The organism is Desulfosoma sp. (genome assembly GCA_037481875.1).
Lineage (GTDB): Bacteria > Desulfobacterota > Syntrophobacteria > Syntrophobacterales > DSM-9756 > Desulfosoma.
On the sequence record JBBFKY010000001.1, the window covers coordinates 448115 to 469874 of the forward strand.

Genomic DNA, 21760 nt, shown 5'->3' on the forward strand with positions numbered 1-21760 from the left:
GTTGCTTTTCTCGAAAGAGCTGACATGGATATCCCGAGGAGGCGCAGACAGACAAACTCGGATGCTCCCGAGTTCGTATGCCCCAGGCTCGACAGGCATAAGGAGCGTGCGGATTCCACGTCATGGCAAAATGCGTGCACTTAGGACAATAAACCGTCGGCCTGCAGTGCTCTACTGAAGGGGCCATGGCTCTTTGCATTGCCTCCTCTGATCCTAATCTCTCCCAAATTCTTATGGTTGCGTCATGACAAGTAGCATGGTGCATGCCAGATCTTTGAAGCCGGCCTGCCCCCTGGAACGCATTCCACGAATAGCGCTTCAAAGGCGGCATTTTTTTCTCAAGCTTTGGGCAAAAACTTCCGATATAGAAAGCGAAGGAGGAAGAGGTCATGGTGGTCACAGATTATCACGTGCAGAGCGTGCTTCGAACTTATACCCGCCAGTTGCAGAAGTCGCGCCTGGCAGCCGTCTTGGGCGGCGAGGAGAGAACGGAGCGGTCTGCGGATGACAAGGTGTCCATTTCGGAAGAAGCGAGACGGCGCCTGATTCGTGATCGCGTGACCAGCCAGGTTCTGGAGAGACAAAGAGAAGAAACAAACCTGGACGCCCCGGCAAATGCACCATAACCCCGGAAAGAGAAGCCGAAAAATCTTCGCCCGGGAAACTACGAGGGATTGAGAAAATGGATGTCAAAAAAATCGCTACCTACATGGCCCAAACAAACCATGTTCTGGAAAATCAAGCGGTGAGAACCGAAGAGCCTTCGGTTCAAACCCCAAACAGCCTGAAAGCCGAGGGCATCGAAGACCGAGTGCAATTTTCCAAAGAAGCCCTGGAACTGGCTCGAAACAAGGTTACCATGGACAGGGAAGAAATCCGCACAGAAAAGGTGGAAGCGTTGCGTCGACAGATTCAAGAAGGTCAATACACCGTCGATCCCCATCAAATCGCCGCCCGTATGTTGGATGAAATCATCTGAAGCCAGGCCAAAGGAGGGGGCTGTCATGACTTTGACGAACATTCGGCCCCCTGAGTTGTCATTTTGTTGACATAATTGTTCGATGCCCTGTCAAGCCCTTGAATCCCGAGTAGGGGATTCAAGGGCTTTTTCGTGCGCTTATTTGAAAAGCCGTGAGACTCCGGAATCCGGCTACAGGTAGCGAACGAGGCTCAGGTCTTTGAGCGCCAACGAGGATTTCAGAGCGGCTTCCAGGGCGATTTGGTTGGCCTGAAGGGAGCTGATGGCTTCCAGAAAGTCGGTGTCTCGAAGTTCCGAAAGATGTTCTTGTCTGTGAGCGGTCAATGTGTTGAGAGTCTCTTTTCGTCTTTCGAGGCTTTTCAGGCGAGCGCCGACTGTTGAAGAGAGGCCTCGAATCTGTTCCATAGAGGTGTCCAGAGACGCAAGCGCCGTGGTGATGTTTGAAGAGTCCTCGTTTTCAATGTGTGTTTTCAGATCCTCGAGAACGTTCATCAGATCCGGAAGGATACCGGACAGATCACAAGGAACCGTCATGGGGGGTAGGCCGTCTTCCAACGGCACCTGCAAATCATCGCCTGAAGGGCGTCCCGGTTCCCATTCCCATCTCTGGGTTCCCTCATTCCAAATGGGCTTTCCCGCGAAAACATTTTGGCCGTTGTAACGTTCTGAAGTCGTCAGGGCCAATTCTTTCACGAGCTGATCCAATTCTTCGACGTAGGCCTTTTTTTCTTCTTGGGAATTAGGGGTGTTGGCGGCCATGCCGATTTCTTTGGCTCGAATTAATAGGTCATGGACATGGTTCAGGCCGCTGTCGGCCATGGAAAGCATGTTCGTCGCAAAGTCCAGGTTGCTTTCATAGCGTTGCATACGATGAAGGGTGTCTTGAACGTTCAGGGATCGACCCCAGGCTTCTGGGTCGTCATGGGGGTTGTGGAGACGCAGGCCGCTTGAAAGATTTCGAGAAAGCCGGTTGATGTTTTCCTGCTTTCTCAGGATATCCCGTGTTGCAACGCCGTACATAAGGGGCAGGGTGACTCGCATGGCTGTTGCCTTTCATCACACCATGTTGATGGCTGTCTGAATCATTTCCGCTGTTTGTTGCACAACTTTGGCGGCTGCTTGATAGAGCTGTTGGTGTTTGATGAGTTCCACCATTTCTTCGTCCAGGGAGACTCCCGAAACACTTTGCCTCTGTGCATCCAATTGCTGAGCGACGGCATTCTGCAAAAGAGCCTGCGAGGAAGCGGATTCCACGGCAAGGCCCACGTTTTGACTCAGCTGGATGAGATGCTGGGAAAGAGTGAGACCCCCGAGGCTTTCCAGTCCTTGGGTTTGAAGTGAAAGGGCGTTTCGAGCCAGAGTATTGGAGGTGAATGGTAAGGGATCGTCCGACAGTCGAATGGTCGCCGCCGTTTTGGCTGTGGTATCAAAGAAATAGGAGGTTGCTGATCCTCCCGAGGTGTCATCGTAAACCTGTTGAAAGCTTGTCACCAAGGCTTCGGCGAATTGATCCAGAGCATCCTGCCAGGCATCCACGTACCCCATGGCTTCAACGAGAGCTCCGGTCGCCCCTTTTAGACCGTCTTCGACCTGATCGCCTGCGGCGTCAAATGCGGCGACCACTTTGCCCGAGTCCTTGATTTCAACGGTGAAGGACTGAGTGTCTCCCGTCATTTTGAGTTCCGCCGCATAGTCTTTAAAGAGGACCAGGGGTGTGCCATCTTCTAAAAAGATGTTCAGCATGCCTCCAGTTGCATCCTGGGCGCTGAAATGCAGGTAGTGGGACAATTCCTGCAAGGCTTGAAAGCGCTGGTCTCGAAGGTCGTTGGCCATAAAAGCCGGTGTTTCGGAATATTGAATCTGTCGGTTCAGGTGTCGAATCTTTTCGAGCAAGCTGTTGATGGTGCTGAGGTTATCCTGCAGTTCCGTGACAATACCTTGGCGGCTCTGTTGCAACTGGAAGGCTTTTTGATTCAGGCTGCCGCAGACATTGGCCCCACACTCCAAAACCAAGGCCTTTTCGGCCGCGCCTTCCGGATTTTGCGCCAGCGCGTTCCACGCGTTCCAAAAATCATTGAGGGCTGCGTTGATACCGGAATCTCCGTCATCGGAAAGATAGGTCTCTACGGCTTTTCCGAGGCGTTCAAGGGTTTCGTAATAAGCCTTTTGGGAAAAAGCGTTCAGGTATCGCCCTTCCAGAAAGGAGTCTCTTTGCTGAACGATTCGATCCAGCCGCGCTCCTGCTCCAATCCATCCAGCACTTCCCAGAATCGCTCCTCGAGTGACAGTGGCAGCTTTTTGGCGGGCGTAGGCTGGGTTTTCCGCATTCGCCACGTTATGGGATGTGATCTGAATCTGCACTTGGGCGTTCAGAAGCGCATTTTTACCAATTTCCAAAGCGGCGTTGAGACCGGCCATGACTATGCCTCCGTGCTGACCCCGCATCCCTTGATGGCCGGCAGGGTTTTTTGCGCCCCGTGACCGTAGGTGTGAGGCAGCAGCAGGGAAAGAAGTTCCTGGTGGATCGTTAAAAGGTCTGCGATGTAGCGCCCGTTGGCTTCATTGATGGCTTCGATGCGCCGAAGCGATTCCTGAAGATGAAGCCAATCGTCCTGTTCCTCTAAGGACATTGGTGAGCCGTGAAACTCTTGGGTCAAAGGCTCAAGGGTTTCCAGAATGCGACGAGCCAGCGTCTCCTTTACGGGGAGAAGTTCCAGCAAGGCTTTGTGATCCTGTCGTGCCAAGATATCTGTTTCTTGCTGAAGCACTTCAAGGAGTCGTTGAGTCATGGCTCGAAGAGTCACGGTTTTTGAATTTTCGGGTTTTAAAAACGATGTCATGGTCTTTTATCCGTCAAGGTCTTAGGAGCTTTTAGGTTTCCACGACCACGTGATGGCTCATAGTTTGTTTGAAAACAGCGGCTCACTCGGCCGTGGCATAAAAACGTTTCCGGTTTTTTCTTCGGTAAGGGTCGGACACATCGGTTCGCCCTTACGGGTTTGTCTATGGATACATGGGTCCGCTCTTACGGGTTATCGGACGGACACAAAACGCAGCGAGTCTCCGTCAGCTTTCTCATAGGTTTTTATCGGCATTTTCATGAAAAGCCTTGAATGTCTTTGTCGATGACACGGTTTTCTGCTCTTCTGCCGTGACGAGAGGCTCCAGGGACTGATACAACCATTGTCCGATACCCAGAGACCCCTCATGGCTCCACACCTGGGCAAGCTTTTCATCCAGCATGGACTCGTAAACTTCCATGGCATGATTGGGTTCTTCATCTCGAAGCACCGCCGCCCGCATGGATTTAACCAATTGAGCGGTCAGAAGGCTTTCGAAATCCATGCATGCCTGCTTCAGCCTTTTTTTTTGCTTTTCGATTTCTTCCGAAGGACTGAAAGGTGCTGATCCTTGAATGTGCTGAACGGATGCCATGATCCCCTCTATTTGATTTTTTCAAAGATGATCTCCACCCGCCGGTTCAATTGACGCCCTTCAGGAGTGTCGTTGGCTGCCAAAGGGTGAGTGTCCCCGTAGGCGCCCAAAGCCAGCTTTTCTTTAGGAACCTTACCCTGGGTGACCAAGTAGTTTAAAACGGCATAGGCACGAGCCAGAGAAAGATCGTCGTTGGAAGAAAATTGGGAGCTCTTCACCGGAACATTGTCCGTATGTCCGTCTATATAAGCCCTATAGGAAGCTTCGTTCAGAAATCGTGCGAAAGTATCCAAAATCGGATAAGCACTGGACTTTAGAGCGGCGCTTCCGCTTTCGAACAGCAGCTGGTCGCCAAAGATGAATGAGAAGTCTCCAGGATTCCATCGTTTTTTGACCATGAGGGCATTGCCCGAAGAGACGATGAGTTTGAAATCTTTTTTCCAGGGTGTCTTGGAAACCTCGTCCAGTCGGCGTACATCGGCGATATAGACACTCTTGAGGCTTTTTACGATGTCGTTGATGACCATATCGGGATTCTTGCGGACTTTTTGCCTTTCTTTGAAAAAGAGAATGCCGCTTGTTTTATCGAAGTTTTGAAAGGTACTTCGAATGGCTTTTTCGTTGAGAGACGACATGCTCAATAGCAGGACGAAAAAGGTCAAAAGCAGCGTGGATAAATCGGAAAAGGTTACCATCCACGATGCGCTGCCGCCTTCATTTTCCGCCTTATTCTTTTTCCTGGCCATGCCCAGCCCCTTGATCAGCCACGCCCGTTTGCAAGCGTCGGGGAAGGTTCGTCTGGTTTTCCTGCCTCTTGTGATTTTTTTTCAGGCATAGGAAACAGCCGGAAGAAAAAGTTTTTGTAATTGAAAAAAGGATTTGATTTTGGATCTTCATAGAGCAGACTCGCTGGAAGATTTCGGCTGTATGTCAAAACGATTTCCACCCTTTGGTTTCTGTCTCGAAGATGGGGATACTGGATACCGTCCACCAGGGGTTTTTCGTAACTGAACCCGTGTGCGCTGATGCGGTTCGGTTCCAATCCCTGGGACAAAAGGAAGCGGTAAACGGCCATAGCTCTTCGGGTGGAAAGTCTCCAAGAGTGTTCTTCCCAATGAGGCGTCTCGACGGCTTCAAACCGGTCCGTGTGCCCTCCAACTTCAATTTCCCGAGGATCTCTGGCCAGATAAGGCACGAGCTGGGAAAGATAGGAGCGGGCTGCAGGTTTCAAGTCAAAGGAGCTTGGCTCAAAAAGGATTTTTTGATTAAGCACGATGGTAAGTGTTTCCTCCTTTTTTAAAATCTCGACTTCCTTGTCCAAGGTGTTTTTCATGGTCACTTCTCGAAGTACGTCAAAATCCAGAGTTTTGACTTCCATGGGAGCTTCAAATTCACTGATATCCATGCCTTTAGGTTTTCCAATGGCTGTACGGCCTCCGGGCAGGAAGCCAAAGGCGCCCACGAGGGAATTGAGAGCTTGTTTTTGCCGTGTGTTGTCCAGGACGGACATGCTGAGAAGAAGCACAAAAAAGGTTAGCAACAAGGTGCAAAGATCACAGTAAGTGGTGAGCCACCCGTCGGCCGGAGGGCCGTCGTCTCCGGAAGACTTTTCTCTTTTAGATGATTTCGAGTTCGGCATGGAGGGCTCCTGAAGCCTTGATAGCTTGAAGAATGGTCATAATGTCACGGGGCGTGGCCCCGATGGCGTTCAGACCTTGAACCACTTGACCGATGGTGCTGCCTCCCCCAAGGACATTGATGGATCCTTTGCCTTCTTGAACCTGAACCGTGGATTGGGGCGTAACCACTGTGCGACCCTGACTAAAAGGCAAAGGCTGGGAGACGGCCGGCTGTTCACTGATTTGCACGGTCAGGTTCCCATGAGCGACGGCTACGGGTGAAATGCGCACGTTTTCCCCCAGAACAATGGTGCCCGTCCGTTCATTGATGACCACCTTGGCTGGAGTGTCTGGACGGATTTCCAAGGCTTCCACCTGGGAAATCAAGCCTACGATGTCCGATCGATAGGAAGGGGGAACCCCGACCTGAATGGTGGCCCCGTCCACGGCGCGAGCGTAAGGACCTCCTAGAGCCAAATTGATGGCGCGTGCCGTTTGATCCGCTGTGCTGAAATCCGGATTGTTCAGGACCAGATCCAGCTGCCCCAAGTCATCAATCCGTACAGGGAATTCTCGCTCCACCACGGCGCCTTGAGAGATATACCCCACGGTGGGATGGTTCTTCTGGACGGAACTCCCGCTGGCTCCGGAGGCGGAAAAGCCTCCTGTGGATACGGGGCCCTGAGCGACGGCGTAGACTTGACCGTCCGGGCCTTGCAAAGTGGTCATCAACAGGGTGCCCCCTTCCAGGCTTTTGGCGTCACCGATAGATGAAACCTGCACGTCGAGCTTGGTCCCAACCCGCGCAAACGGCGGTAACTTAGCCGTCACCATGACGGCAGCCACGTTTTTCACTTTGACACTGTCCGGATCCACGTGAATGCCCATGCGGTCAAGAAAATTGGCCAGAGTGCTGGTGGTGAACTGGGTTTTGTTGTTATCTCCCGTGCCGTTCAAGCCAACAACCAGCCCGTAGCCGAAGAGCGCATTAGGACGAACGCCCATGAATCGAGCGACATCCTTGATCCGCGCTCCTTGAACGTTAGGGGCCACCAAGACGAGAAAGCACCCCAGAATGGCCGCGCTCCAGAAGAGTCGTTTCATGGCGAAAAAGGCCTCCGGTCAAAAAGGCAAGACGGTGTCCAAAAGCTGGCCCAACCAGCCTGGCTTCTGATGGCGACTCACCGGACCCTTACCCACGAAAAAGATTTTGGCCTCCGCAATGTTTTGCGACAGCACGGTGTTGTCTCGTGTGATGTCCATGGGCCTCACGACGCCTTCGAGAACAATCTGTTGCAGTTCATCGTTGACTTTGGTCCATCGAGATCCGCGAATCACCAGGTTGCCGTTGGGAAGAATCTCCGTCACGGTAGCCGTCATATAGGCCGTCATGGAATCCGCTTTTTTGGTGCTGCCTTTTCCTGTAAAGGTGCTGTCAAAGTTGAGGCCATATCCTGTCTTGTTGACCGGTTGAAGGATCGTCTGGGAAGGTGTGCTTAAACCCATGAAATTTCCTTCTCCTTTCAGCTCCCGGGTGCGGCTCGTGGACGTAGCGGCTTCTTTGGACGCTTTGGACTGCTCACTGACCATAATGGTCACAATGTCCCCCACACGATGGGCCTTGATGTCCTGAAACAGGGATTCCTGACGCGCGTTCCAGAGAGACCCCGTTGGAACCGGCTTTGGCTGGGCCAGTTCCGTGGGGGAAGGAGCCCACTGTTCCTGAAGTGGAGGAGGGGGCGGCAAAGGAGGCTGTGGGTGTTGTGCCGGAGTGCTCACAATGGCCTCGTGCGTGGCGCATCCGTACAGCCCGGCGGTTATGAGCCCCAGGAAGCCGTAGAGGCTCAACCTTCTCAAAAGTCTTTTAAGTGTTGCGCATCCTTTTTCCATGAAGCTCCCCTTTTTGTTTTACGGAACCTCAAAGAGCCCATTCAAGGAGTCACCGTCACGGTGGTTTCATCCATCACGCGAGCCTTGACCGTTTTTTGGGAAGTGACGTTCACCACTCGAATCCAGTCCCCTTCCGCCCCGTTGTCTTTGGAAATACCTTTGGCGGAGACCCTGAGGGAGCCCTGGTGGTAGAGGATGGTGACGGGTTTTCCGGAGGTGATGCACAGAGGCTTGTCCAGGAAGGACATTTCCAAGGGCTGCCGAGGGCTCACCGGACGAATGAGCCTTTTTCCCACCACATCTTCCAGTCGCGTGGCGTAAGTTTTTTCGGCGTCTGTTAGAATCATTTCCCGGAATTCCAAGTGTTCCGGCCCTAGTATTGTGTCCCGGCGAAGATTTTGGTTCGCATGAAGCACCGTGCGACGAACGATGACCTTTCCGGCTACGCGAAGGCTACGCACCTTTTGACTGTCCACGAAGAAGTGAATGGTCAAGGGGACTACGCCGACAAAGGAAGAATTCTGTGGAGCCTCGATTTCATGCGTTACGCGGCCGTCAGGGATCATGGCGAGCCCGGAGATGACAATATCGCGAATTTCCATTTCCGACGGGTTCCAAGGAGCGTGGTTCTGAATGTAGGCGCGATAAAGGTCTTCAATCTCTTTGGTGTTCAAGGCCGCTGCCTTTCGACGCAAAGTAATCCGTTCCGGAATGGAGAAGAGTACCGTGTCGGGGTTGACTCCCAGAGACGCGAGCAAGTTTCTGAGATAGGGGCCCAGGTGGTCTGTGCGTACCGACTTTTCCGACCCTAAGGATGGGCTTTGTCCCAGAGAAATGGTTTGGAATGCTTGGACCCATTGAGGCGGCAAGGTTTCCGGGTTTTCCAAAAGATCATAGAGTGTGAGTGTCTCCTGCGATGTCTCCACGATGGAACGGACCTCGATCATGGAAGGCGGCGTATTCACAAAAGATCCCGATCGACTTTCCTCTTGCAAAGCCGCCGCCATGGAACCTGCGCTCACCAGGCTCAAAACCACAAGGACCGTCACGAAGACTTTCATGCCTTTATCACCTCTTTGGCGACCGAATACGCGGCCGAGTCTTTACGAAGCCACACTGTTGGCGATGCGAAGCATTTCGTCCGCCGTGCGAATGACTTTTGAATTGGCCTCGTAAGCCCTTTGGCCGGCGATCATGTTGACCATTTCTTCCACCACATTGATATTGGCACTTTCCAGAAATCCCTGAAGTAAGGTGCCATAGCCTTCAGTTCCCGGTTGCCCCTCCACGGCTTCTCCCGACGCCTCGGAAGGAGCGAAATAGTTCTTTCCAAGACTTAGCAACCCGGCCGGGTTGGGAAAGTCGTAGAGGGTGAGGTTGGCGGAGGCGAGCAGGGTTCCGTTTTGATCAAAGGCGCTAAGGGTTCCTCGTGGATCAATGTTCACTGTCACGGCCTCACGAGGAATACTCACCTCCGGCTGCAGACGGTTCCCTTCGACATCCACCAGGTAACCTTCCGCATCCAGCTTGAAGGTTCCGGCACGCGTGTACACTTCATCGGCACCTCGAAGGATCTTGAAAAAACCTTTGCCTTCAATGGCCAAGTCCAGCTGGTTTCCTGTTTCCGTAAAATTCCCTTGTGTGAAGATCTTTTGCACTGAGGCCGTCTTGACACCCATGCCGATCTGAATGCCTGTGGGTATTCTGCCGGCAGCTCCCGTTTCGGCGCCGGGTGGAATCAAATTCTGGTAGATCAGGTCCTCAAAATTCGCCCGGCTTTTCTTAAAGGCCGTGGTATTGGCATTGGCCAAATTATGGGCCACCACGTCCATATTCAGTTGCTGGGCATCCATGCCTGTTGCGGCCGTCCAAAGACTTCGCATCATGGCTCCATGTGCCTCCCTTAAGACTTCGCCAGTTGATTGATGATTTCTCTGTCTTCTTGGTGGGAAATTTTCATGATCTTTTGACAGGCTTCAAAAATGCGTAGTGTTTCGATCATGGAAGTCATTTCCTGCACCGTGGAAAAATTTGCCCCCTCCAAGGCCCCTTGTTCCAAGGTGAAGTTTTGCGCGGGCATGGGAAACACGTTTGGGTCCGAAGGCTTGAGTAAGTTGCGTTCATCGTGGACTAAGACCACCTCGGGCCCAAAGGCCACCACATCCAGCGTGTCTACCGGGGTTTCTCCGTCATAGACTTGACCTGAGGCATCGATACGAAAATCGGTGCCCTGCAGCGTAATGATGCCGCCTTGCCCTAGGACAGGCCAGCCGTCGGCGGTGACCAAACGACCCTGGGCATCCACTGTCAAATTTCCGGCACGTGTGTAGCGTTCCCCTCGATCGGTTTGGACACGAAAGTACCCCTCCCCGTTGATAGCTACGTCCATGGGGTTTCCGGTGCGATGGACGGGACCTTGCGTCGTTTGGACATAGGTTTGAAGATCCATGAAATCCTCGAAACGCGCGCCCACTTTGCGAAATCCTGGCGTGGCAGCGTTCGCCAAATTATTGGCGATGATGTCCATGCGTTTTTCCTGTTGTATGGCACCGAGAACCGACGTGTAGGGACTAAGTCGCATGGGGTACCTCCTTTCGACCAGTGAAGGAAGCAACCTCGGTGCCAAATCATGGTGCTGTCGCTCGATTCCTACCCAGCATAGCCGGGTAAAGGTGGCTCATGTGCCGGCCCACAGAAAAGCTCAAACCTGACGACTTCCTTCCAGGATTCCAAAAAACTGTGGGTGAGGACCTCTGTGTCCGTCCCCAAACCTCTCTTGTGACCAGGTGCCCAGGAATCTTTGGGGTGGTTTTCTTCAAGGTGCGAAAAACCTAGTGGCGGCTGGCCCCAAGTGTCCGTTTCACAATAAAATTCTTGAAGTAAAGAGGATGGGTCCGGTTCGAAAGTTATAAAGATTTTTTCTGCTGGAGTTTGTGAAGACCGAGGATCAGTTCCACTTCCCCAAGGGAGCGATGAATCCTGGAGGCGATTTCTTGAGGGGAATGGCCTGCGTCGGCCAGAGCAAGGATTCTTTGCGTCAAAGTCTTGGATGGTATTTCACCTTGTGCTTCAGAGCTTGCCGAGGAAGCCGGACCTTGCAGTTCCTCGAGTTTTTTTAGAACGCTTCGCGCTTCACTCACCTTGGCGTCCAAGGCTTCCAGCACGTTTTGAATCAAACGCCCTCGGTCTCGAAGATTGCGATCGAATTCCTCGCTCAAGGCCTTCGTTTCGTTCAAGATGCGTTCAAAGGATTCCAACACATGGCGAGGTTCTGCAGATTCCGAGGAGCTTGGGCGACGTCGATGCCACAGAAGAACGATAACCAGAAATAAGAGAAGTAAGTCCAGCAGGAGCTGCAGCAATGTGCTCCAGTCACTGTTTTGAATCCAGACCCACATGGAAAACGCCTCAAAGACTCAAGGTCAAGAAATTCATATCCTTTGCAGATCTTCCAGTTCAACCGCGACGATGCCGGCTTGGGGAAAACGGTTTTGTAATTTCGTAAGGAGTTCTTTTTCCACGATAGGAGCCCAAGAACGCCGAACGTTTTTTTCCGGACGCTGTTGAATCAAAAAGCCGTAAACACTGTCTCGCAAAGCCACACGAATCTCCGAAAGAATAGCTTCGGCATCGGGCCGGGCCGCATGCACCACAAGGTTCATGCAAAGCCATTCCTCCTTTTCCTTGGATTGGGCCGTAAAAATGAGCTCGATTTTTTCCAGAGCGTGGGGAATGGCGATGTGCTGGCGCACGACAGAGGCATTCTTTGTCACAGGGGTCCGGGGTCGAGAGGAAAGGAAGAATTTATGGCCTATCGTGGCCCCGATGGCAAGGATACTCAGTGCCGCAAGAGCTCCTAGAATGGCGCCGCGTTTTCCCATGACCCTTTTTTCAGGAACCGTTTCCCGGACGGTTTCTGAGGTTTCCTTTGAAATTTCGGTTTTGGGTTCGGGTTTTGAGGATTCCTTGGTCGTAGTCGCAGGGTTGGATTCTCCCTGGGGGGCTGGCTTCTTATCGATAGTGGCGAAAAGCGCCCCCAGATCAATGTTGGTGTTTTCCACCAAGAAAACATTTTCTTGGCGACCGGAGGGGTTCTTCGCTTCAGACGTCGGAGCGGTTTCCAAGGGCATGTTTGCCATGGGGATGCTCCTTTTCTACACTTTGTCTGTGGTGCGCTGCGTCGAGGCTTCGATTTCTTGTTTTTTCAACACAGACATTCCGTCGGGAAGATCGTCGGCACTCAATAGCTTGGCGAGCCGAAGACGCAGCTTGAGTACGGCTTTGGTATGGATTTGGGAAATACGTGATTCCGTATAACCCATCACGGCGCCCACCTCTCGCATGGTCAGTTCTTCAAAATAATAGAGGGAAAGGACCAGCTTTTCCTTTTCGCTGAGAGTCTCAATGCACTCGGCCACGAGGCGTTGCAGTTCACTTTTGTGAATCTGGTGAAAAACCTCATCGGGGTCTGTGGCCAAGTGGGCCGGTTCCCGGTTTTCCTGAATGTACTCGTTGAGATCTTCCGGTAGAAAAGAGATGCCCTTGAGATCGTCCAGCAGTTCAAAGTAACTTTCCAAATCCAGACCCAGCTCCGCAGCGATTTCCTCATCTTCTGGAAAACGTCCAAGTTTCTTTTCTAGGGAGGCGCATACCTTTTCCATTTCCGATGATTTTTGACGTAATGACCGGGGTATCCAGTCCATGGAACGTATTTCGTCCAGCATGGCGCCCCGAATACGAATCTTGGCGTAGTTTTCAAAGGAAACCGACTGACTCGGGTCGTACTTTTCGATGGCGTCCATCAGGCCTATGACCCCCGCGGCGCACAGGTCTTCCATTCCGATGGTGTTGGGTAGCCGAGCGGCCAAGCGGTAAGCCGTGTAGCGCACTAGGGGATAAAATTTAAGAATGGCCTCATCTCGACTGGCGCACCCCAGAGGAGCGAAATCGTCCTTGTCACAGCTCGCATAGCTGATCGGGGAGGCAAGAGGGTTCATAATGTTCTCCGTTCCGTTACACCTGCAAAAGTCGCTTCCAGAAAAATTGGATCGTTCCTTTGGGCATAGTCGGGGCCTCACGGTTGAGACGTCGAGCGATATCCATGAAAGCGCGCGATGCCGGGGCCCCTGGAAAAACTTCCAAAAGGGCTTTCTGTCGACGAACGGCTTCCGGGACACTGGGATCCCGAGGAATCCAGCCCAGGTAATCCAGTGAGATACCGTCAAGAAAGTGATCCGCTACCCGGCTAAGCTTGCGAAAAACGGCATGTCCTTCCTTTTCGTCCGCGACGGCGTTGGCAAGAATGCGAAAGGAACGTTCGCCGTGGCGTGTGAACATGACCTTGATGAAAGCATAGGCGTCGGTGAGCGATGTGGGTTCCGGAGTGACCACGACGATTTTTTCTTGAGCCGCCACGTTGAAATAAAGCACCGTATCGGAAATACCCGCACCGGTATCAATGAGCAGGACATCCACCTCCGCTTCCAAATCATCCATCAAATCCACAAGAAGGATTTTTTGTTCCTGGGAAAGCTGAGTCAGTTGCTGCACACCTGAGCTGGCCGGCATGATGCGAATGTTTCCGGGGCCCGAGACAAGCACTTCTTCAAGTCGGCGGCTGCCGTTCAGCACATGGCTGATGTTGTGTGCAGGGGTCAGTCCCAAAAGCACGTCCACGTTGGCCAAACCAAGATCGGCATCCAAAATCATCACCCGCCGGCCCAACCGATCGAGTGCTAAGGCCAAATTCACCACCACGTTGCTCTTGCCCACCCCCCCTTTGCCACTACTGACCGAAAAGCTTCGCACCATGGCCTCCTCAAACGCAGCTTTCAAAGGGCGACCGCCGTTCCAGGGGTCACGAGATGAGGTTTTCTTGCGAAGTCCGAGCGCCTGATCCATGGTTCCTCTTTCTCCTCATCGCCACTGCCCGCGCGGAAAAAAGAAACTCAAGATGCGTTTATGGGTCGCTTTCACCAAATCCTCAGGAACCCTCTGGCCTACACCCAAATACGACACAGGGTGGGGAAATCGCAGCAAAGGGTTCAAAATGGTCCCCGGAGTCAATGTTTCGTCAATCTTCGTAAAAATGAGGCTCTGTGGAGCCAAAGGCCAAAATCGCTGAATGACGTGCCGCAGGTCTTCGTCCTTGGCCGTGGCACTCAAGACCAAGAAAGGATAGACACCGTCCAGATCCCGAAAAATCTCCTCGAGGTCCTGAATGCTTTGCCCATTCAAGTAGTTGCGACCCGTTGTGTCCACCAGCACCAGCGATGTTTCCTTGAGCGACTCACGCGCCGAAACCAGCTCAAGGCGTGTTTGGGCCACCTTCAAAGGCACGTCCAAAATGTCTGCATAGGTTTTCAGTTGATCCAAAGCCCCTATGCGATAGGTATCCAAAGAAATCAGACCGATGGAAAGCTTGCGCTTTACCTTCAAATAAGCGGCTACCTTGGCCAAGGTGGTGGTCTTTCCAACCCCTGTGGGCCCAAGAAAAACATACATCATGGGACGTTCCCCCCTCGGCCCAGGCCCCGAAAATGGATCCACCAGGCTCACTCTGTCGGCGAGTTGACATGACAGAGCGTCCAAAAGTTGACTCTTGGACGGCTTCGTGTCGGTAAAAGTGGAAAGAATGTGTTGAAGCAGCGTGAAGGCGTTTTTTTCGTTCAGTCCTCGAAGCAGAAGGTGTTGAAAGAGCTGGGAGACAGGTTCATGGCCTTGAAGGCGCAGGAAGGTGTCTTTGGCGGAGATGAGTAAGGACAAAAGGCCTCGAATGTCTTCCAGTTGTTCATGAAGGATGATGTCTTGAGGGGGCGTAGGGGTTTCTTTTTTCACCTGTTCAGTGTTGAGGTCCTTTGGAAGGGTTCGGTCCACGGCTGCGGTGATCTCGATACACGGTTTACCTTCGGTATCCTTAAACTTTCGGTTCCCCAGAAGAATGGCTTCCGGTCCCAATTCTTTTCGAACCAGTTCCAAGGCCTGTTGCATGGTAGGGGCGGTAAAGGTTTTAACTTGCATGGGAGCCTCGAATCATGCCCACGGACTGTATTTCCGACAAATTGCTCAATTCGCCGTGACTGATCACCACCACTTCAGGCAAGAACCGTTCCAAAAGTTTCTTAATGTGTCGTCGTAGCATTGGGGTTGTGAGAATCACGGGGTGATGGCCTGCGTTGGCGGCCCGTTGGACTTCCGTGGTGGTGGATTGAATGATCCTGTTGAGAAGCTCGGGATCCATGGACAGGAAGGATCCATGCTCCGTTTTCTGAATACTTTGCGCCAGCTTTTCTTCCAGGTGTGGATGCAGGGTGAGGACGTGGAGTCTTCCGTCCTTTTCATAGGGTCGAGTGATCGTTCGGGCGAGAGCCTGACGGACGTATTCGGTGAGAATCTCGGGATCCTTGGTCACCGGCCCATAGTCGGCCAGGGTTTCGCAGATGCTCTGCAGGTCACGAATGGAGACTTTTTCTCGAACCAGGTTTTGAAGCACTTTTTGAATGACACCGAGGGGCAGCGGGTTGGGTGTCAATTCTTCGATCAGCTTGGGGTGGGATTGAGCGACCATATCCAAAAGCTTTTGGACTGTTTGACGTGTAAGAAATTCATCAGCATGTTTTTTGAAAAGTTCCGTCAAATGGGTGGCGACCACCGTCGAAAGATCGATCAAGGTGTACCCTGCCCGTGTGGCGGCTTCTTTGTTTCGATCTGGCACCCAAAGAGCCGGGAGGCCAAAGGCTGGGTCCTTGGTGGGAATGCCGTCCACGGCGGGATGACGATCAGAGGTGGGCAAGGCCAGATGATGGCCCAGCATGAGTTCCGCTCGAGCGATGGGGTTTCCTTTGAGCAGGAGTCGGTATTCGGACGGTTTCAGTTGCAGGTTGTCTCGAACGTGCAGAGACGGCACCACGATACCGTATTCCAAGGCCAGCTGCTGGCGAATGGAGCGAATACGGCCCAGAAGATCCGAAGGATGTTCTCCGTCAACCAAAGGAATCAAGCCGTAACCCACCTCCAGTTCCAAAAGATCCAAGGGAGGAGGTAGAGCCGAAGCGGTCTTTTCCTCCTTTTTCTTGGCAGCTTCCACCTGCTTTTCTTGCATGGCTTTAACCTTGCGTTGCTGTCCTTTTTGGTAAGACAACCCCAGAAGTCCACCGCCCACAAGGACCAAGGGCACAAAGGGAAAGCCGGGCACGAGGGCCAAAGCGCAGAGCAACCCGCCTGTGATGCCTAAGGGTTTGGGACTCAGGGTCAGCTGACTTTTAAGGGCTTCCCCCATGCCTTGGTCCAATTCGGCTCGACTGACCAACACACCGGCTGCCGTGGAAATGATCAATGCAGGAATTTGAGAGACCAGCCCGTCACCGACGGTCAGGAGTGTATAATTCCTGAGGGCTTCCCCCAGATCCATGCCTCGCTGCAACACCCCGATGGCGAAGCCTCCAAGGATGTTGATCAAGGTGATCAAAATGCCGGCGATGGCATCCCCTCGAACGAACTTGCTGGCGCCGTCCATGCTTCCGTAAAAGTCCGCTTCCCGCATGATTTCCAGGCGGCGTTCTCGAGCCTTCTTTTCATCGATGAGGCCTGCATTGAGATCGGCGTCGATACTCATTTGTTTGCCGGGCATGGCGTCCAGGGTGAATCGGGCGGCCACTTCGGAGATGCGTTCCGTACCCTTCGTGATGACGACGAAATTGACGATCACCAAAATGACGAAAATCACCAATCCGATGACGTAGTTGCCTCCCACCACGAACTGCCCGAAAGCTTGAATGATATGGCCGGCGGCGTCGGTTCCTTGGTCTCCTTTCAGAAGAATGAGACGGGTGCTGGCCACGTTAAGGGCGAGCCGAAACAAAGTGGTGATGAGCAACAGCGTGGGAAAGATGCCGAAATCCAGAGGACGGGCCGTGTAGATGGTGGTCAGCAGAATAAGGATACCGAAGGAGATATTGATGGCCAAAAGAACATCCAAGACACGGCCGGGAACAGGCAAAAGCATGACCGTCAGCACGGCCACAACGCCAACCCCTAGAGCGGCATCGGCATCACTGAAGCTTTTCAAATTCCAGCGCATGCGGGACACTGCGGGCGATGTGGAGTTGGGCATGGTTCCATCCTATGATCTTTGACGACGTTGTTGATAGACATACGCCAGAACCTTGGCCACGGCCCGGTACAAGGTTTCGGGAATGACCTGATCCAGCTTCACTTGGTGATACAAGGCGCGTGCCAGAGGCGGGTTCTGGACCACCGGGACTTTGTGTTCGCGAGCGATCCGTACGATGTTTTGAGCGATCAAGTTCATGCCTTTGGCGACCACCTTTGGAGCTTCTAGTCCTTCTTGGTAGAAAAGGGCGACGGCGTAATGGGTCGGGTTGGTGATCACCACAGTAGCTTTAGGGACCTTGGACATCATGCGTTGACGTGCCAGGGCTCTTTGAATGGAACGGATGCGCGACTTAATCTGAGGATTGCCTTCCGCCTGTTTGTGTTCTTCTTTGACTTCCTGCTTGGTCATCATGAGGTCCTTGGTGTACTGCCAACGCTGGTAGGCGAAATCCAAGACCGCCAGGATCAAGAAAAACACGCCGGCTTTCCACAGGAACCGAAACATGATGCGACCCGTTTCTCGACTCATGCTGAAAAGATCCATGTGCACAAGGGCTCCAAAGGAGAGCCGTTCGCTTTCCATGACCGTGTAAAGCACAACACTGACCACCAGAATCTTGAACAACGATTTGGCGGTCTCCATGAGCATGCGCATCTGAAAGAATCGTTTCAGCCCAGTGAGAGGATTCACCTTGGACAGCTTGGGTTCCAAAGCTTTGGGCGCTAAAAGCAAACCCTTAAGCTGCCATAGCTGAACAATGATCCCAGTCATTAAAACCGCGAAAATCACGGGACCAGCCATGCGAAGAAAAATAACGAAGATGCGGATCATCAGGGATGTATCGGTGGTCCAAGCCTCCGGAGTGAAAAGCCCTTGGCCCCACAGCCCGTCCAAAAGCTCTCGAAAATACAGTGGAAAAGCTTTCATTTGAAGGATCGAGCTGAAAAATCCCACACCAAGCACCGTCAAGGCCGTCAGTTCCTGACTTTTGGGAACGTTCCCCTTGCGACGGGCTTCCGCCAAACGCTTACTGGTAGGTTTTTCGGTCCGTTCTTGAGCTCCGGCCATAAAAAGACACCCGCCTATCCAAACAGGGAAAATTTTGACGCCCTAAAGGTCAATGAATCGACGTTTTTAAGAAAGCCCGACGGCTCGAAAGAATTTGAGCAGCAAGGTCAGAGTGTCCGCCATGCTTGCAGCCCATTCCGGAAGGGAAAGGAGGGCAAAGAAGATGCCAACCCCTATGGTGATGGGAAAGCTCACCATGAGGATATGGATCTGAGGGGAAAATTTGGCCATGACAGCGAAACCGGCTTGGAGCACCAGCTGGGCGGCCATGATGGGGGCGGCGATTTTAAGGGCGATGAGAAACAAGCGTCCTGAAAGAAGGATTATGTTGTGTAGAACGTTTTGGGTGAGGAGAAAGCTGCCTACGGGTACGGTCTGAAAGCTTTCGATGAAGGTTCGAAGCACCACCAGATGTCCCTCGATGGTAAAGAAGAAAAGGGTGGCCAAGATTTGCAGCCACTGGCTGAGCAAGACATCCTGGTTTCCAGTGTGCGGATCGATCACTTCCGCCAATCCTAGGCCCATCTGAAAGGAGATGATTTGACCGGCCATATGAAAGGCGGCATAGATGATGTTCATGGAAAGGGCGAAAAGGATCGCGTAGATCAGCTCGCTGAGAATCATCCCCATAAGAGGGAGAGGTTCCAGGGGAAGGGGTGGCACGTTGGAAGCGCTTAGAGGTGTGATGATAAGAGCCAGAGCCCAGACCGACCATGCCTTGACGGCAGCGGGGACTTGGCGTGTGCGAAAAACGGGAAGCAAAAACAGCACGAGGCTGAGACGCAGGAAAACGCTTAAGAAAATCCGGACGCTTAGAGGGTCAATGAAAAGGGAAATCATTCTTTTTCATGATCGTCACGAAATCGTTTGTATGTTGAAAGACGTCAGCGAATCCAGTAAGGCATATTTTCCAAAAGGGAGCGAGCGAAAGAAATCATACGGCCCGTCATCCATGAACCAAAAAACAGCAGGGAAAGAAAGGTCATAATGATCTTGGGCACGAACGTCAGGGTCATTTCCTGAATCTGAGTGACCGCCTGAAACAAACTGATCAGGACACCGACCACAAGGCTGGTAAGCAACACGGGCAGACTGACCATCAGCATGGTTTCCAGAGCTTGTCGGGCGAGGCCGATGACGAATTCTTGGGTCATGATCCAGAATCCTTCAGGAAAAGCTTTTGACCAGGGAACCGATGAGTAGGTTCCATCCGTCCACCAGCACGAAGAGCATCAATTTAAAGGGAAGCGAAATCATCACCGGAGGAAGCATCATCATCCCCATGGATAACAGCACGCTGGCCACCACCATGTCCAAGACCAGAAAAGGAATGTAGAGCAAGAAACCGATTTGGAAAGCTGTTTTCAATTCGCTGATGACAAAAGCCGGTACCACCGCCGACAAAGGCACATCCTCAGGATTTTGGGGTTTTTCCTGTTGTGTCAAAGACACAAAGAGTTTCAGGTCCTTGAGGCGTGTTTGTTTCATCATGAAAGCCTTGAGCGGTTCGACTGCCCTTTGCATAAAGGTGTTGCCGTCAATGGCCTGGTTTTGAAGAGGGATTACCGCTTCCTGATGAATTTGCTGCCACACCGGCCACATGATGGAGATGGTTAAAAAAAGGGCCAGTCCCACGATGACCTGGTTCGGCGGGGACTGCTGCGTGCCCAGAGCCGTCCTCAAGAAAGCCAGAACCACCGCGAGACGAGTGAAGCAGGTCATGAGCAGGAGAATGGATGGAGCGACGGAGACGACTGTGAGCACGAAAACAATCTTCAAAAGATTGGACACCTGTTCCGGGGCCGAAGGCTCATGCCAATGCAGCCGAAAAGCAGGAAGGTTAACATCGGCGCTCCACGCTTCTTGGGAATTCCCCAAGACCACCGTCAAAATGCCTAAAAAGGCGACAAGGATCACGAGAGCCTTTAGGTGCTTCATCGAACCTCATCCTTGACCGAAGGTGTTTTCTCAGTCGGTGTCCCCTCAAGGCCTACCGCTGTGAGATAGGTGAGCCCCTGAGGGGATAAGCCCAGAAGCAACGTTTCTTCGGCGACACGGACAAGCAGCAGGGAATGCTTCGGTCCCAGGTAGCGGCGTTCTAGGATGTCAATTCGCCCTGTGCCGGATCCCTTGATGAACTTTTGACCCCAGCGTCGAAGTGCGTACAGCCCCCCTAGCAGCAGCCCTAAGACCAGGACGAGGCTTCCGAGGGTTTTAAGGATTTCCACCGGGAATTCCATCTCTCTACCCCAGCTGTTTGACGCGTTCCATGGGGCTTACAATGTCCGTGATGCGGACACCGAACTTTTCATTGACGACGACGGCTTCCCCTCGAGCCACCAAACGGTTGTTGACCAGAATTTCCAAAGGTTCTCCGGCGAATTTGTTCAATTCCACCACGGATCCTTGGCCCAGTTGCAAAAGGTCGTTAATGAGCATCTTGGCTCGGCCCAATTCCACGGAGACTTCCAAAGGAAGATCCAGAATGAATTCCAGGTCTCGAATGTCTTTCTTGAGACCAGCCTCTTCGTTTTCGGACTCTTCGCTGTTCCTTGGGGCCATGGAAGCCTGGGGCACTCGAGGAGCTTCCATGGGCTCCAACTGAATGGATTCTTTGACGACGGTTTGATCGGCCATCAGCACCACTCCCTTTCTAGGACCCTTATTCGCGCATCGATATGACGAAATCGACGATTTTCACGGCATGATTGCCTTTGTGAACTCCGGGAAAGGCTTTGTATTTGGGCACCTTTTCCACACTGACGGTCAAAGGATGGTTCACGTCTTGGTCCAAAACGATAATGTCGCCTTTTTCCAGTCTTAAAAGATCTTGGCCTTTGATTTCCGTGCGTCCGAGATGCACACACAGTTGCACAGGGATTTCTCGAAGCCGCCGAATGAAGCGTCGCGTCCAGGAATAATCCACTTCCAACTGATCACTTTGGTAACTGGCGGAAAGCTTGGACCGAATGGGTTCAATGGTCGAATAGGGCAGACACAAAATGATTTTGCCCATCAAGCTGTCCATTTCCAGTTCGTAGTGAACCACTATTACCAATTCCGTCGGCGGCACGATGGTGGCGAACTGAGGGTTGACTTCCGAGCGCACAAATTTGAAGGAAACAGGTGTGACCGGATTCCATGCCTGTTCCAGATCTTTCAGAGCCATACGGACCACTTTATTGATGACCCGGTTTTCGATGGAAGTGAAATCGCGGCCTTCGATCTTGAAACTGCTACGACCCGAACCGCCGAAAAAACAATCCACCAGATTGAAAATCAAACGACTTTCCACCACCAAAAGCACATGGCCTCGAAAAGGTTCCATCTTAAGCACATGCAAACTGGTAGGTACCGGCAGGGTTCGAGCGAAATCCCCGAATTTGATCATTTCCTTTTGAGTCACCGTGATATCCACCACTTTGCGCAAGGCTCCGGAAAGTGTGACACGATGGACACGGGCAAACCGATCATTGATGATTTCCAGAGTCGGCATGCGACCGCGTATGATGCGGTCCTGGCTGGTGAGATCGTACGGCCGAATGCCGCTCTGCTCTTCGGCCGCGGCCGCCGCCGACTCCGTTTCGATCTCTCCGTCGCTCAACCCTTTGAGCAGGGCATCCACTTCGTCTTGGGAAAGGACTTGCTCCATGG

At 52.5% G+C, this 21760-nt stretch carries 26 protein-coding genes; 2 read left to right on the top strand and 24 right to left on the bottom strand.

Going from position 1 to position 21760, the window contains the following annotated elements:
• Positions 1-389: 389 nt before the first annotated feature.
• Both WHS46_01975 and flgM read left to right on the top strand, forming a co-directional pair.
• Entirely contained in the window at positions 390-626 is a 237-nt protein-coding gene (locus WHS46_01975) for a DVU0524 family FlgM-associated protein (GenBank protein ID MEJ5347445.1), read from the top strand.
• Positions 627-682: 56 nt separating this feature from the next.
• Positions 683-979 (top strand): flagellar biosynthesis anti-sigma factor FlgM, encoded by a 297-nt coding sequence (gene flgM, locus WHS46_01980; protein ID MEJ5347446.1) that lies wholly within the window; start codon positions 683-685, stop codon positions 977-979.
• Between the two features lie 171 nt (positions 980-1150).
• On the opposite strand, the gene WHS46_01985 is transcribed toward flgM, so the two are convergent.
• The 24 genes from WHS46_01985 to fliM all read right to left on the bottom strand — a co-directional run bounded on the left by WHS46_01985 (position 1151) and on the right by fliM (position 21758).
• A complete protein-coding gene (locus tag WHS46_01985; GenBank protein MEJ5347447.1) occupies positions 1151-2020 on the bottom strand; it encodes a flagellin in 870 nt (289 codons plus the stop codon).
• Positions 2021-2035: 15 nt separating this feature from the next.
• A complete protein-coding gene (gene flgK / locus WHS46_01990) occupies positions 2036-3397 on the bottom strand; it encodes a flagellar hook-associated protein FlgK (GenBank protein ID MEJ5347448.1) in 1362 nt (453 codons plus the stop codon).
• A gap of 2 nt (positions 3398-3399) precedes the next feature.
• Positions 3400-3819 (bottom strand): hypothetical protein, encoded by a 420-nt coding sequence (locus tag WHS46_01995; GenBank protein ID MEJ5347449.1) that lies wholly within the window; start codon positions 3817-3819, stop codon positions 3400-3402.
• Positions 3820-4054: 235 nt separating this feature from the next.
• Positions 4055-4414, bottom strand: coding sequence for a rod-binding protein (locus WHS46_02000; GenBank protein ID MEJ5347450.1), 360 nt, complete (start codon positions 4412-4414; stop codon positions 4055-4057).
• A gap of 8 nt (positions 4415-4422) precedes the next feature.
• Positions 4423-5160, bottom strand: coding sequence for an OmpA family protein (locus tag WHS46_02005; GenBank protein MEJ5347451.1), 738 nt, complete (start codon positions 5158-5160; stop codon positions 4423-4425).
• A gap of 14 nt (positions 5161-5174) precedes the next feature.
• Entirely contained in the window at positions 5175-6053 is an 879-nt protein-coding gene (locus tag WHS46_02010; GenBank protein MEJ5347452.1) for an OmpA family protein, read from the bottom strand.
• A complete protein-coding gene (locus WHS46_02015; GenBank protein ID MEJ5347453.1) occupies positions 6031-7137 on the bottom strand; it encodes a flagellar basal body P-ring protein FlgI in 1107 nt (368 codons plus the stop codon). Before WHS46_02015 ends, WHS46_02010 begins: the two co-directional genes overlap by 23 nt.
• An 18-nt stretch (positions 7138-7155) precedes the next feature.
• Positions 7156-7923, bottom strand: a complete 768-nt coding sequence (locus WHS46_02020; protein MEJ5347454.1) for a flagellar basal body L-ring protein FlgH — start codon at positions 7921-7923, stop codon at positions 7156-7158.
• A 41-nt stretch (positions 7924-7964) separates the two neighbouring features.
• A complete protein-coding gene (gene flgA / locus WHS46_02025) occupies positions 7965-8984 on the bottom strand; it encodes a flagellar basal body P-ring formation chaperone FlgA (GenBank protein MEJ5347455.1) in 1020 nt (339 codons plus the stop codon).
• 42 nt (positions 8985-9026) lie between these two features.
• Complete coding sequence (gene flgG, locus WHS46_02030; protein ID MEJ5347456.1) at positions 9027-9809, bottom strand: flagellar basal-body rod protein FlgG; 783 nt, start codon at positions 9807-9809, stop codon at positions 9027-9029.
• A gap of 17 nt (positions 9810-9826) precedes the next feature.
• Complete coding sequence (locus WHS46_02035) at positions 9827-10504, bottom strand: flagellar hook basal-body protein (GenBank protein MEJ5347457.1); 678 nt, start codon at positions 10502-10504, stop codon at positions 9827-9829.
• A 325-nt stretch (positions 10505-10829) separates the two neighbouring features.
• On the bottom strand, positions 10830-11321 hold the full coding sequence (locus tag WHS46_02040; GenBank protein MEJ5347458.1) for a hypothetical protein: 492 nt from the start codon (positions 11319-11321) through the stop codon (positions 10830-10832).
• 33 nt (positions 11322-11354) lie between these two features.
• Complete coding sequence (locus WHS46_02045) at positions 11355-12062, bottom strand: hypothetical protein (GenBank protein ID MEJ5347459.1); 708 nt, start codon at positions 12060-12062, stop codon at positions 11355-11357.
• A 15-nt stretch (positions 12063-12077) separates the two neighbouring features.
• Entirely contained in the window at positions 12078-12920 is an 843-nt protein-coding gene (locus tag WHS46_02050) for a FliA/WhiG family RNA polymerase sigma factor (GenBank protein ID MEJ5347460.1), read from the bottom strand.
• Positions 12921-12936: 16 nt separating this feature from the next.
• Complete coding sequence (locus WHS46_02055) at positions 12937-13824, bottom strand: MinD/ParA family protein (protein ID MEJ5347461.1); 888 nt, start codon at positions 13822-13824, stop codon at positions 12937-12939.
• A gap of 15 nt (positions 13825-13839) precedes the next feature.
• Complete coding sequence (flhF, locus tag WHS46_02060; protein MEJ5347462.1) at positions 13840-14943, bottom strand: flagellar biosynthesis protein FlhF; 1104 nt, start codon at positions 14941-14943, stop codon at positions 13840-13842.
• Positions 14933-17035, bottom strand: a complete 2103-nt coding sequence (gene flhA, locus WHS46_02065) for a flagellar biosynthesis protein FlhA (protein ID MEJ5347463.1) — start codon at positions 17033-17035, stop codon at positions 14933-14935. The genes flhF and flhA overlap by 11 nt, the downstream gene beginning before the upstream one ends.
• A gap of 9 nt (positions 17036-17044) precedes the next feature.
• On the bottom strand, positions 17045-18106 hold the full coding sequence (flhB, locus tag WHS46_02070; protein MEJ5347464.1) for a flagellar biosynthesis protein FlhB: 1062 nt from the start codon (positions 18104-18106) through the stop codon (positions 17045-17047).
• A 66-nt stretch (positions 18107-18172) separates the two neighbouring features.
• Positions 18173-18946 (bottom strand): flagellar biosynthetic protein FliR, encoded by a 774-nt coding sequence (gene fliR / locus WHS46_02075; protein MEJ5347465.1) that lies wholly within the window; start codon positions 18944-18946, stop codon positions 18173-18175.
• A gap of 44 nt (positions 18947-18990) precedes the next feature.
• Positions 18991-19260 carry a flagellar biosynthesis protein FliQ gene (gene fliQ / locus WHS46_02080; GenBank protein ID MEJ5347466.1) on the bottom strand — a complete coding sequence of 90 codons (270 nt, stop codon included), beginning with the start codon at positions 19258-19260 and terminating at the stop codon, positions 18991-18993.
• A gap of 13 nt (positions 19261-19273) precedes the next feature.
• Positions 19274-20044, bottom strand: a complete 771-nt coding sequence (fliP, locus tag WHS46_02085) for a flagellar type III secretion system pore protein FliP (GenBank protein ID MEJ5347467.1) — start codon at positions 20042-20044, stop codon at positions 19274-19276.
• Complete coding sequence (gene fliO / locus WHS46_02090; GenBank protein MEJ5347468.1) at positions 20041-20346, bottom strand: flagellar biosynthetic protein FliO; 306 nt, start codon at positions 20344-20346, stop codon at positions 20041-20043. Before fliO ends, fliP begins: the two co-directional genes overlap by 4 nt.
• Before the next feature lie 4 nt (positions 20347-20350).
• Positions 20351-20743 carry a flagellar motor switch protein FliN gene (gene fliN, locus WHS46_02095; GenBank protein ID MEJ5347469.1) on the bottom strand — a complete coding sequence of 131 codons (393 nt, stop codon included), beginning with the start codon at positions 20741-20743 and terminating at the stop codon, positions 20351-20353.
• 25 nt (positions 20744-20768) lie between these two features.
• Positions 20769-21758, bottom strand: coding sequence for a flagellar motor switch protein FliM (gene fliM, locus WHS46_02100; GenBank protein MEJ5347470.1), 990 nt, complete (start codon positions 21756-21758; stop codon positions 20769-20771).
• Between the last annotated feature and the right edge of the window lie 2 nt (positions 21759-21760).